Source organism: Burkholderia sp. RF2-non_BP3, from assembly GCF_001522185.1.
Classification (GTDB): Bacteria; Pseudomonadota; Gammaproteobacteria; order Burkholderiales; family Burkholderiaceae; genus Burkholderia; species Burkholderia diffusa.
The window spans coordinates 172,805-185,136 of the sequence record NZ_LOSU01000032.1 but is presented as its reverse complement, the minus strand read 5'-3'; the positions used below and the strand labels follow the sequence as shown (position 1 = coordinate 185,136).

The following is a 12,332-nucleotide window of genomic DNA, read 5'->3' as shown; positions in this document are numbered from 1 at the left end:
GGAAACAGGGCGGCATGCGCCGCCCGCCTTTAGACCTGTCGTGTAGAAAGCCATGAAGATTGCGATTGCCGGTGCATCAGGCCGTATGGGCCGGATGCTGATCGAAGCCGTTCTCAACGATTCCGACGCGCAGCTCGTCGGCGCGCTCGACCGCGCCGATTCGCCGTTCCTCGGCCAGGACGCGGGCGCGTTCCTCGGCAAGGAAACCGGGATCAAGCTGACCGACGATCTCGACGCCGTCTTCGCGCAGGCCGACTACCTGATCGACTTCACGCGGCCGGAAGGCACGATCGCGCACGTCGCGGCCGCGCTGCGCCACGACGTGAAGCTCGTGATCGGCACGACCGGCTTCACCGCCGAGCAGAAGGCGGAGCTGCAGGCCGCGGCAGGCAAGATCGGCATCGTGTTCGCGGCGAACATGAGCGTCGGCGTGAACGTCACGCTGAAGCTGCTCGAATTCGCGGCGAAGCATTTCTCGCATGGCTACGACATCGAAATCATCGAGGCGCACCATCGTCACAAGGTCGACGCGCCGTCGGGCACCGCGCTGATGATGGGCGAGGCCGTTGCCGGCGCGCTCGGGCGCTCGCTCGACGAATGCGCGGTGTACGGCCGCCACGGCGTGACGGGCGAACGCGATCCGTCGACGATCGGCTTTGCGGCCGTGCGCGGCGGCGACATCGTCGGCGATCACACCGTGCTGTTCGCCGGGATCGGCGAACGGATCGAGATCACGCACAAGTCGTCGAGCCGCGTGTCGTACGCGCAGGGCGCGCTGCGTGCGGTCCGCTTCCTGTCGGCGCGCGGCGCCGGCCTGTTCGACATGCAGGACGTGCTCGGCCTGCGCTGACCCTCACGGGGAAACTCCGATGGCGATTCCCACCGGCGTTGTCCACTACCTCGAAAGCGGCGATGCGATCACGCACGCCGTCGCCTATGTGCTGCTGGCGATGTCCGTCGCCAGCTGGTGCTTCCTCCTCATGAAAGCCTGGCTGCTGGTCCGCGCGAAGCGGCAGGGGCCGCGGGCGCTCGCCTCGTTCTGGCGCGCGGCGTCGCTCGACGCCGGCATCGCCGCGCTCGCCGATGCCGACCGCGAGCGCGTGTTCGTACCGCTCGCCGAAGCCGCGCGCGATGCGGCCGACGAACACGATCCGGCCGCGCTCGCCGCGCGTGTGGAGCGCAGCGAACGCGTGCTGCGCGCGCTGCGTCACGCGATGCTGCGCTCGCAGCGGCGTCTCGAATTCGGTCAGGTGCTGCTCGCGTCGATCGGCAGCACCGCGCCGTTCGTCGGGCTGCTCGGCACCGTCTGGGGCATCTACCACGCGCTCGGCAGCATCGCCGCGAGCGGGCAGGCGCAGATCGAGAACGTCGCGGGGCCGGTCGGCGAGGCGCTGATCATGACCGCGTTCGGGCTCGTCGTCGCGATCCCCGCGGTGCTCGCCTACAACATCCTCGGGCGGCTCGTGCGCCAGCTCGCGGAGGAACTCGACGGCTTCGCGCGCGACCTTCACGTATTCGTGTGCGCGCAGGGCGCCTGACGCGCGGCCGGGAGGAACGACCATGGCATTCGGCGGACTGGAGCACCACAAGACGTCCGCGCCGATGGCGGAGATCAACATGACGCCGCTGATCGACGTGATGCTCGTGCTGCTCGTCATCTTCATCATCACCGCGCCGCTGATGACGCACGCGATCCGGCTCGACCTGCCGAAGGTCGCGGCCAGCGTTGCGCGCGACACGCCGCAGTCGGTCACGCTGTCGATCGACGACGCCGGCAAACTTTACTGGGACGACGCGCCCGTCGCACTCGACGCGCTGCCGGCGCGTTTCCGGGCCGCCGCCGCGGGCGCTGCGCCGCCCGAGCTGCGGCTGCGCGCATCGCGCGCGACCCGCTACGACGTGATCGCGCAGGTGATGGGCGCCGCGCAGGCCGCGGGCCTCACGCGGATCGGCTTCGTCACCGACATGCCGCCGGCGGGCACCGCCGCGCCGGCTGCCGCGGGCGCGGCACGCTGACGCGCAGGCCGCCCGCGTGCCCGGGCGGGCAAGAATGCATGGCCGGCCCGCGAGACCGGCCGTCCCGCCCGCCACGGACGGTATAATCGTCGTTTCCGCCCGGTTGGCAGGGTTTCGCCGGGTAACCTGGAGACCTTCCGGGTTACCCGGCGAATATCCGGAACCATGAGGCAGGCCCGAGAACCGTGAGCCTGCTCCCGCCGCCGGGCTGCCCGATTTCGTCCACTTCCGCGTGCCCGCCCCGTGGCGCGCCGCTTAAAGCCTAGTCCGAACCACACCATGCACGAGAGATACGTACCCGCCGACGTCGAAGCCGCCGCTCAGGGCGACTGGCGCGCAGCCGATGCCTACAAGACGAAGGAAGATTCGCAGAAGCCGAAGTTCTACTGCGTGTCGATGCTGCCGTACCCGTCCGGCAAGCTGCACATGGGTCACGTGCGCAACTACACGATCAACGACGTGATGTACCGCTATCTGCGGATGAACGGCTACAACACGCTGATGCCGATGGGCTGGGACGCGTTCGGGATGCCGGCCGAGAACGCCGCGATGGCGAACGGCGTGCCGCCCGCGAAGTGGACCTACGACAACATCGACTACATGAAGGGCCAGATGCAGTCGATGGGCCTCGCGATCGACTGGTCGCGCGAGATCGCGACGTGCAAGCCCGACTACTACAAGTGGAACCAGTGGCTGTTCCTGAAGATGCTCGAGAAGGGCATCGCGTACAAGAAGACGGGCACCGTGAACTGGGACCCGGTCGACCAGACCGTGCTCGCGAACGAGCAGGTGATCGACGGCCGCGGCTGGCGCTCGGGCGCGCTCGTCGAGAAGCGCGAGATCCCGATGTACTACCTGCGCATCACGCAGTACGCGGACGAGCTGCTGAACGACCTCGACGGCCTCGGCTGGCCGGAGCGCGTGAAGATCATGCAGCAGAACTGGATCGGCAAGAGCTTCGGCGTGAACTTCGGCTTTCCGTACGAACTCGATGGCGAGAAGGCGCTCCTGCGCGTGTTCACGACGCGTGCCGACACGATCATGGGCGTCACGTTCTGCGCGATCGCGGCCGAGCACCCGCTCGCCACGCGCCTTGCGCAGGGCAAGCCGGAACTGCAGGCGTTCATCGACGAATGCAAGCGCGGCGGCGTCGCCGAGGCCGATGTCGCGACGATGGAGAAGAAGGGCGTCGCGACGGGCTTCACGGTATCGCATCCGCTGACGGGCGAGCCGGTCGAGGTGTGGATCGGCAACTACGTGCTGATGAGCTATGGCGAAGGCGCGGTGATGGGCGTGCCGGCGCACGACGAGCGCGATTTCGCGTTCGCGAAGAAATACGACCTGCCGATCAAGCAGGTGATCGCGGCCGAAGGCCAGACGTACTCGCTGGACGCATGGCAGGAGTGGTACGGCGACAAGGAAGTGGCGGTCTGCGTCAACAGCGGCAAGTACGACGGCATGGCATACGGCGCGGCGGTCGATGCGATCGCGGCCGACCTGAAGGCCGGCGGCTTCGGCGACAAGCAGGTCACGTGGCGCCTGCGTGACTGGGGCGTATCGCGCCAGCGCTACTGGGGCACGCCGATCCCGATCATCCACTGCCCGTCGTGCGGCGACGTGCCGGTGCCGGAGCAGGACCTGCCGGTCGTGCTGCCGGAAGACCTCGTGCCGGACGGCTCGGGCAACCCGCTCGCGAAGTCGGAAGCGTTCCTGAACTGCACGTGCCCGAAGTGCGGCGCGGCCGCGAAGCGCGAAACCGACACGATGGACACGTTCGTCGATTCGTCGTGGTACTTCTCGCGCTACACGGCGCCGGACGCCGAGACGATGGTCGACGCGCGCACCGATTACTGGATGCCGATGGATCAGTACATCGGCGGCATCGAGCACGCGATCCTGCACCTGCTGTATTCGCGCTTCTGGACCAAGGTGATGCGTGACCTCGGCCTCGTGAAGTTCGGCGAGCCGGCGAAGAACCTGCTGACGCAGGGCATGGTGCTGAACGAGACGTTCTACCGCGAAGACGCGGCGGGCAAGAAGACCTGGTACAACCCGGCCGACGTGACGGTCACGCACGACGACAAGGGCCGCCCGGTCGGCGCGACGCTGAACACCGACGGCCAGCCGGTGGTGCTCGGCGGCATCGAGAAGATGTCGAAGTCGAAGAACAACGGCGTCGATCCGCAGGTGCTGATCGACCAGTACGGCGCCGATACCGCGCGCCTGTTCACGATGTTCGCCGCACCGCCCGAGCAGCAGCTCGAGTGGTCGGGCGCGGGCGTCGAAGGCGCGAGCCGCTTCCTGCGTCGCGTGTGGAGCTTCGGCGCGACGAACCGCGAAGCGCTCGCCGCGCGCGCGGGCTTCGACGCGGCCGCGCTCGGCGACGCCGACAAGGCACTGCGCCGCGAGATCTACAGCGTGCTGAAGCAGGCTGATTTCGACTACCAGCGTTTGCAGTACAACACGGTCGTATCGGCCGCGATGAAGATGCTGAACGCGATCGACGGCGCGAAGGGCGCGACGCCCGGCGTGCTGCGCGAGACGTACGGCGTGCTGCTGCGCGTGCTGTACCCTGTCGTGCCGCACGTCACGTTCGAGCTGTGGAAGGCGCTCGGCTACGCGGACGAATTCGGCCCGCTGCTCGACGCCCCGTGGCCGAAGGTCGACGAGGCCGCGCTCGAGCAGGCCGAGATCGAACTCGTGCTGCAGGTGAACGGCAAGGTGCGCGGCGCGCTGAAGGTGGCGAAGGACGCGAGCCGCGAGGCGATCGAAGCGGCGGCGGTGGCCGACGAAGCATTCGCGAAGTTCAGCGACGGCAAGCCGGCGAAGAAGATCGTCGTCGTGCCGGGCCGCCTCGTGAACATCGTCGTCTGACGGCCGCCGGCCGTCGGGCGTACACAGAAGGAGCGAAGGTGATCCGCAGATCGTTTTTGATGCTCGCCGTCGGCAGCGCGGTCGCGTTGTCGGCATGCGGCTTCCAGCTGCGCGGCCAGCAGGACTACGCGTTCAAGCACCTGCTGGTGGCCGGTGCGCCGGCGCCCGTCGAGGCGCGTCTCACGCGCCTCGTCGAGGCCGGCAGCGACACGAAGATCGTCAAGTCGGCGGACGACGCCGACGCCGTGCTGCACATGTGGGAGTCGCGTGGCCAGAACACGCTGACGCTCAACAAGTTCGGCTCGGCGCAGGAATACGCGTTGTTCTATACGCTGAACTACACGCTGACGAGCAAGGACGGCACCGTGCTGATCCCGCCGAGCGCGATCGCGCTGAACCGCGCGATGACATACAGCGATCAGTACACGAACGCGAAGGCGCAGGAAGCCGACATCCTGTACGGCGACATGCAGAACGATGCGGTCGACCAGCTGATGCGGCGTCTCGCGATCGTCCACTCGCTGACGCCGGCGCCGGAGGACGTGGTGCCGGGCGTTGCGCCGCGCGCGCCGCTGCCGCCGCCGCCGCTCTGATCGCCCGCGCACGCACCGATGCAATTGCGACTTGATGCGCTGGAGCCGCACCTCGCGAAGGGGATGGCCGGGCTCTACACCGTCTACGGCGACGAGCCGCTGCTCGCGCAGGAAGCGTGCGACCGCATTCGTGCGGCCGCGCGCGCGGCCGGCTTCACCGAACGTTCGGTGCATACGGTCGAGCGCGGCTTCGACTGGAGCGTGCTGCTCGGCGCGACCCAGGCGATGTCGCTGTTCGGCGAGCGTCAGCTGATCGAGCTGCGCATTCCGTCGGGCAAGCCCGGCAAGGAAGGCGCCGACGCGCTCAAGACGCTCGCGGCGACGCCCAATCCCGACGCGCTGCTGCTCGTCACGTTGCCGCGCCTCGACGCGGCAACGCAGAAATCCGCGTGGTTTACCGCGCTGCAGAACGGCGGCGTCGCGCTGAAGATCGATCCGGTCGACCGCGCGCAGTTGCCGAACTGGATCGGCCAGCGTCTGTCGATGCAGGGCCAGCGCACCGCGCCGGGCGACGATGGCCGGCGCGCGCTGCAGTTCATCGCGGAGCGCGTCGAGGGCAACCTGCTCGCCGCGCACCAGGAAATCCAGAAGCTCGGGCTGCTCTATCCGCAGGGCGTGCTGTCGTTCGAGCAGGTGCACGATGCGGTGTTGAACGTCGCGCGCTACGACGTCTTCAAGCTGAACGAGGCGATGCTCGCGGGCGACGCAGCGCGGCTCGCGCGGATGATCGACGGGTTGAAGGGCGAGGGCGAGGCGATCGTGCTCGTGATGTGGGCCGTCGTCGAGGAGTTGCGCACGCTGTTGCGGATCAAGCGCGGCGCGACGGCCGGCAAGCCGCTCGCCACGCTGCTGCGCGAGAACCGCGTGTGGGGCCCGCGCGAGCGGTTGGTCGGCCCCGCGCTGAACCGCGTGTCGGAAGCGGTTCTCGAGAAAGCGCTCGCGTTCGCCGCGAAGCTCGACCGGCAGGTGAAGGGGCTGTCGGCCGTCACGCCGGGCCGCCGCACGCAGGACGATCCGCCGCCCGATCCGTGGGACGGCCTGTTCCAGCTCGCGATGACGGTGGCGGGCGCCCGCGGCGAGCGACCGCCGACCGCGGGTCGCGTGCGTCGTTAAGCCCTGTCCGGGCCTTCAGCGCACGCATCGCAACCCGCTTACAATGTTTCGATAGCTGGCGCGGCGCGCTTGCCGCCGCGCTCCACGCTTCCCACGAATTCACGCCGCGCCAAGCGGCTCGCTTTTCGAGTCACACGATGGATATCGACCAGTACATGACGGACCTGGGCCGCCGTGCCCGGCACGCTTCCCGCGCGATGGCACGCGCCAGCACGGCCGCGAAGAACGCCGCGCTCGACGCCGTGGCACGCGCGATCGAGCGCGACGCGCAGGCGCTGAAGGATGCGAATGCACGCGACGTCGCCCGTGCCCGTGAAAAGGGGCTCGATGCGGCGTTCATCGACCGCCTGACGCTGTCGGACAAAGCGCTGAAGACGATGGTCGAAGGCCTGCGTCAGGTTGCGTCGCTGGCCGATCCGATCGGCGAGATCAGCAATCTCAAGTACCGCCCGAGCGGGATCCAGGTCGGCCAGATGCGCGTGCCGCTCGGCGTGATCGGCATCATCTACGAGTCGCGCCCGAACGTGACGATCGACGCGGCCGCGCTGTGCCTGAAGTCGGGCAACGCGACGATCCTGCGCGGCGGCTCCGAGGCGCTCGAATCGAACGCGGCGCTCGCGAAGCTGATCGGCGAAGGGCTCGAGGCGGCCGGCCTGCCGCAGGATGCCGTGCAGGTCGTCGCAACAGCCGATCGCGCGGCGGTCGGCAAGCTGATCACGATGACCGAATACGTCGACGTGATCGTGCCGCGCGGCGGCAAGAGCCTGATCGAGCGCCTGATCAACGAGGCGCGCGTGCCGATGATCAAGCACCTCGACGGCATCTGCCACGTGTACGTCGACGATCGTGCCGATCTCGCCAAGGCGCTGACGGTGTGCGACAACGCGAAGACGCACCGCTACGGCACCTGCAACACGATGGAAACGCTGCTCGTTGCGAGCGGCATCGCGGCGTCGCTGTTGCCGCCGCTCGGCAAGCTGTATCGCGACAAGCAGGTCGAGCTGCGCGTCGATGCGGCCGCGCGCGCGGTGCTCGCCGAGGCCGGTATCGGGCCGCTGGTCGACGCCACCGACGAAGACTGGCACACCGAATATCTCGCGCCGGTGCTCGCGATCAAGGTCGTCGACGGCCTCGACGCCGCGATCGAGCACATCAACCACTACGGCTCGCACCACACCGATGCGATCGTCACCGAGGATCACGACCGCGCGATGCGCTTCCTGCGCGAAGTCGACTCGGCGAGCGTGATGGTCAATGCGTCGACGCGCTTCGCGGATGGCTTCGAATTCGGCCTCGGCGCGGAAATCGGTATCTCGAACGACAAGCTGCACGCACGCGGCCCCGTCGGCCTGGAAGGGCTCACGTCGCTGAAGTACGTCGTGCTCGGGCACGGCGAAGGCCGTCAGTAAAGCGAGGCGCACAACCGATGGCAATGCTCTGGGTCAAGACGTTCCATATCGTTCTGATCGCCGCGTGGTTCGCGGGGCTGTTCTACCTGCCGCGCATTTACGTTAACCTGGCCATGGAAACCGATCCGGCCGCGGTGCGGCGCCTGTTGCTGATGGCGCGCAAGCTGTTTCGCTTCATGACGATGATCGCCGTGCCGGCGCTCGCATGCGGGCTGTGGCTCTGGCTCGTGATCGGCATCGGCCAGGGGCAGGGCTGGATCCACGCGAAGGTGACGGTCGTGCTGCTGCTCGTGATCTATCACGCGTACTGCGGGCACCTGCTGAAGGTGTTCGAGCGCGGAGAGAACAAGCGCTCCGACAAGTGGTATCGCGTGTTCAACGAACTGCCGGTGCTCGGCATGCTCGCGGCGGTCGCGCTGGTCGTGATCAAGCCGTTCTGAACTTTCCGGCGGCATGCCGGCAGTCGATCGATGCGCGACGGCGCCCCTCGGGGCGCCGTTTTCATGTGCGCGTCGTACGCGTCATTCCTTCGTCGGGTCGTCGATCCGGCGGCGCGTGATCGCTTCCTTCGCGCGGCCGACGCGTTCCATCAGCGCGGGCCCGCGCGACAGCGCAACGCCGACCGCGAGGATGTCGCCGATCGCGAGATGCGACATCCGCGACGTCATCGGCGAGAACACGTCGGTTTCCTCGGCCACGTTCGACGCGAGGCTCACCGTCGCGAGCTTCGCGAGCGGCGAGTGGCTCTGCGTGATCGCGACGACTTTCGCGCCGCACGCGAGCGCCGAGCGCGCGGCATCGACGATATCGCGCGTGCGGCCGGTATTCGAGATCGCGACGACGACGTCGTGCGGCCCGAGCAGCGCCGACGACATCGAGAACGTGTGCGGGTCCGAATACGCGACGCTCGGCACGCCGAGCCGGAAGAACTTGTGCTGGATATCCTGCGCGGCGATGCCCGAGCCGCCGGCGCCGTAGAACTCGATGCGCGACGCGTTCGACAGCAGCGCGATCGCCTCGGCGACGCTGCCGGCCGACAGGCTGTTGCGCACTTCGATCAGCGCGCCGATCGTGCGGTCGAACACCTTGCCGATGATGCCGGGCGCGGGCTCGTCGGGCTCGACGTCGCGATAGACCGACGACACGCCCGGCGCGACGCTCTGCGCGAGCCGGATCTTGAATTCGCGAAAGCCGCTGCAACCGAGCGCCTGGCAGAAGCGCGCGATGGTCGGCTGGCTGACGCCCGCGCGGGTCGACAGCTCGGTCATCGCGAGGTCGAGCACCTCGCGCGGCGCGGCGAGAATGTAGTCGGCGAGCTTGCGCTCGGACGGGCGCAGGTCGGCGCGGATCGCTTCAATGCGAGGCAGCATGGGACGGCGAATGAAAATCGGGTTCGGATGAGCGAGTGTATCGCAATCGAATTGTAGAAAATCTACATGAAAATGCTAGCTCCATCGCCAAAGATTTCCGCGGCGGCAAATGCTGAAGATTAGGGTTTTCACTAGGTAAAGCCTTGCTGGTGGCGGGAATAAGGGTTGCGCGCATGTGAATCCGCATTGCACGCTTGTAGTTTTTCTACTAGACTGGCTTCGTTCGTTCGACGCACTCGACCGTCCCCACGATTCCAACCGCCGGTGTCGTCCGGCATACAGGAGCGCCCAGCATGACGTCGCTGCACCCCACCCTGGCGAAAGTCACCGAACGCGTGATCGCCCGCAGCCAATCGACCCGTTCCGCCTATCTGCAGCGCATCGACGGCGCGCAGGGCAAGTTCCCGGCGCGTGGCGCGCTGTCGTGCGCGAACCTCGCGCACGGCTTCGCGGGTCTCGAAGGCAGCGACAAATTCCAGATCAAGGCGATCCGCGAGCCGAACATCGGCATCGTGTCCTCGTACAACGAGATGCTGTCCGCGCACGCGCCGTACAAGGATTTCCCCGACATCATCAAGGCCGCCGCACGCGAGAACGGCGGCGTCGCGCAGTTCGCGGGCGGCGTACCCGCGATGTGCGACGGCGTCACGCAGGGCAACCCGGGGATGGAGCTGTCGCTGTTCTCGCGCGAGGCGATCGCGATGGGCACGGCGATCGCGCTCACGCACAACATGTTCGACGCGGCGCTCTGCCTCGGCATCTGCGACAAGATCGTGCCGGGCCTGCTGATCGGCGCGCTGCAGTTCGGCCACCTGCCGACCATATTCGTGCCGGCCGGCCCGATGACGAGCGGCCTGTCGAACGACGACAAGGCGAAGATCCGCCAGCAGTTCGCGACCGGTCAGGTCGGCCGCGACGCACTGCTCGAAGCCGAATCGGCCGCGTATCACGGCCATGGCACCTGCACGTTCTACGGCACCGCGAACAGCAACCAGATGCTGATGGAACTGATGGGCCTGCACCTGCCGGGTTCGGCGTTCGTTCATCCGCACACGCCGCTGCGTACCGCACTGACGGCCGAAGCCGCGCGCCGCGTGCTCGACCTGACGGCCGAGCGCGGCCAGTACACGCCGATCGGCCATGTGATCGACGAGAAGGCGATCGTCAACGGGATCGTCGCGCTGCTCGCGACGGGCGGCTCGACCAACCACACGCTGCACCTCGTCGCGATCGCGCGCGCGGCCGGCATCCTGATCGACTGGAACGATTTCGACGAACTGTCGGCGGTCGTGCCGCTGCTCGCGAAGATCTACCCGAACGGCAAGGCCGACGTGAACCATTTCCACGCGGCCGGCGGCGTCGCGTTCCTGGTGCGCAACCTGCTCGAAGGCGGGCTGCTGCACGAAGACGTGACGACCGTCGCGGGCAAGGGGCTGTCGCACTACACGAAGGAGCCGAAGCTGATCGACGGCAAGCTGACGTGGGTCGACGGCGCGGCCGAGAGCCACGACACGAAGGTGCTGCGCGGCATTCGCGACCCGTTCCAGCCGGACGGCGGCCTGCGCCTGATGCAGGGCCGGCTCGGCCGCGGCGTGATCAAGATTTCGGCGGTCGCGCCCGAGCACCGCAAGGTGACCGCGCCCGCGATCGTGTTCGATTCGCAGGAAGCCGTGCAGGAAGCCTTCGATCGCGGCGAGCTGAAGCGCGATTTCGTCGCGGTCGTGCGCTTCCAGGGCGCGCGCGCCAACGGGATGCCCGAGCTGCACCGTTTGACGCCGCTGCTCGGCGTGCTGCAGGATCAGGGCTTCCACGTCGCGCTCGTGACCGACGGCCGCATGTCCGGTGCGTCGGGCAAGGTGCCGGCCGTGATCCACGTGTCGCCGGAAGCGCTGCTGGCGGGCCCGCTCGGCAAGGTGAAGACGGGCGACACGCTCGTGATCGACGCGGAGGCCGGCATCCTCGACATCGAGGTCGACGACGCCGAGTGGCAGGCTCGCCCGGTCGCGCAGCCGCTGCATCAGGCGGAGAACGAAGTCGGTTTCGGTCGCGAACTGTTCGGCGTGTTCCGCGCGGCGGCCGCGCCGGCCGAGCAGGGCGCATCGGTTTTCGGGGCGCTGGTCGGCGAAGCGGCCGTCCGCGTCTCTGCATGAATTTCAAGGAGCGAATTTGATGAAGACGATTGCTGAAATCGTGAAGCTGGGCCCGGTGATTCCGGTGCTCGCATTCGACTCGGTCGAGCAGGGCGAACACGTGTCGCGCGCGTTGCACGCGGGCGGCGTCAAGGTGCTCGAGATCACGCTGCGTACGCCGGCGGGCCTCGAGGCGATCCAGCGCGCGAGCCAGCTCGCGGACGACATCGTCGTCGGCGTGGGCACGATCACGAAGCCCGAGCACTGCGAGCAGGCGAAGCGCGCGGGGGCGAAGTTCGGCGTGTCGCCGGGCCTGACGAAGGATCTGCACCTCGCGTCGCTCGACGCCGGCCTGCCGCTGCTGCCGGGCGTGATGACGCCGAGCGACATCATTCAGGCGCTCGAATTCGGCTACGAAATCGTCAAGTTCTTCCCCGCGCAGCAGGCCGGCGGCGTGCCGATGCTGCAGGCGTTCCACGGCCCGTTCCCGGCGCTGAAGTTCTGTCCGACGGGCGGCATCACGGTCGACACCGCGCCGAATTTCCTCAAGCTGCCGAACGTCGTGTGCGTCGGCGGTTCGTGGCTCACGCCGAAGGCCGCGCTCGCCGCGCAGGACTGGGCCGAGGTCACGCGTCTCGCGCAAGCCGCAAGCCAGCTTCACCGTTAATACTTGTACGAAATGAAGGTTTGACCCTCGGCAAGCAAGCGCTTAGTGCTTGTTTTACCGAGGGTTTTTGCTGATGGAACCGGTTCTATCCGCGGACCCTAAAGATAAGTAAAATTCAGCGTCCTCACGGGGTGGGTACCCCCCGTGTTTCGGAGACCTGC

At 67.7% G+C, this 12,332-nt stretch carries 11 protein-coding genes; 10 read left to right on the top strand and 1 reads right to left on the bottom strand.

Going from position 1 to position 12,332, the window contains the following annotated elements; translation table 11 throughout:
* The first annotated feature begins 52 nt into the window (after window positions 1-52).
* From dapB to WS45_RS15765, 8 genes are all read left to right on the top strand, one after another.
* A complete protein-coding gene (gene dapB, locus WS45_RS15800; RefSeq protein WP_059535284.1) occupies window positions 53-850 on the top strand; it encodes a 4-hydroxy-tetrahydrodipicolinate reductase in 798 nt (265 codons plus the stop codon).
* Between the two features lie 19 nt (window positions 851-869).
* Window positions 870-1,538 carry a MotA/TolQ/ExbB proton channel family protein gene (locus tag WS45_RS15795; protein WP_059535286.1) on the top strand — a complete coding sequence of 223 codons (669 nt, stop codon included), beginning with the start codon at window positions 870-872 and terminating at the stop codon, window positions 1,536-1,538.
* A gap of 22 nt (window positions 1,539-1,560) precedes the next feature.
* On the top strand, window positions 1,561-2,016 hold the full coding sequence (locus WS45_RS15790; RefSeq protein ID WP_059535288.1) for an ExbD/TolR family protein: 456 nt from the start codon (window positions 1,561-1,563) through the stop codon (window positions 2,014-2,016).
* A gap of 279 nt (window positions 2,017-2,295) precedes the next feature.
* On the top strand, window positions 2,296-4,890 hold the full coding sequence (leuS, locus tag WS45_RS15785; RefSeq protein WP_059535290.1) for a leucine--tRNA ligase: 2,595 nt from the start codon (window positions 2,296-2,298) through the stop codon (window positions 4,888-4,890).
* 38 nt (window positions 4,891-4,928) lie between these two features.
* A complete protein-coding gene (locus WS45_RS15780; protein WP_059689078.1) occupies window positions 4,929-5,483 on the top strand; it encodes an LPS-assembly lipoprotein LptE in 555 nt (184 codons plus the stop codon).
* Window positions 5,484-5,501: 18 nt separating this feature from the next.
* The gene (gene holA / locus WS45_RS15775; RefSeq protein WP_059700706.1) at window positions 5,502-6,596 is read left to right on the top strand and encodes a DNA polymerase III subunit delta; all 1,095 of its coding nucleotides are present in this window, start codon (window positions 5,502-5,504) and stop codon (window positions 6,594-6,596) included.
* 137 nt (window positions 6,597-6,733) lie between these two features.
* Entirely contained in the window at window positions 6,734-8,005 is a 1,272-nt protein-coding gene (locus WS45_RS15770; RefSeq protein WP_059700705.1) for a glutamate-5-semialdehyde dehydrogenase, read from the top strand.
* Between the two features lie 17 nt (window positions 8,006-8,022).
* Window positions 8,023-8,445 (top strand): CopD family protein, encoded by a 423-nt coding sequence (locus WS45_RS15765; RefSeq protein ID WP_155629692.1) that lies wholly within the window; start codon window positions 8,023-8,025, stop codon window positions 8,443-8,445.
* 81 nt (window positions 8,446-8,526) lie between these two features.
* Here WS45_RS15765 and WS45_RS15760 read toward each other — a convergent pair whose 3' ends face one another.
* Complete coding sequence (locus WS45_RS15760) at window positions 8,527-9,375, bottom strand: MurR/RpiR family transcriptional regulator (protein WP_059535300.1); 849 nt, start codon at window positions 9,373-9,375, stop codon at window positions 8,527-8,529.
* A gap of 293 nt (window positions 9,376-9,668) precedes the next feature.
* Here WS45_RS15760 and edd point away from each other — a divergent pair, with 293 nt between their 5' ends.
* Window positions 9,669-11,525, top strand: a complete 1,857-nt coding sequence (gene edd, locus WS45_RS15755) for a phosphogluconate dehydratase (protein WP_059700704.1) — start codon at window positions 9,669-9,671, stop codon at window positions 11,523-11,525.
* 19 nt (window positions 11,526-11,544) lie between these two features.
* Window positions 11,545-12,171 (top strand): bifunctional 4-hydroxy-2-oxoglutarate aldolase/2-dehydro-3-deoxy-phosphogluconate aldolase, encoded by a 627-nt coding sequence (gene eda / locus WS45_RS15750; RefSeq protein ID WP_059465387.1) that lies wholly within the window; start codon window positions 11,545-11,547, stop codon window positions 12,169-12,171.
* The last annotated feature ends 161 nt before the right edge of the window (window positions 12,172-12,332 follow it).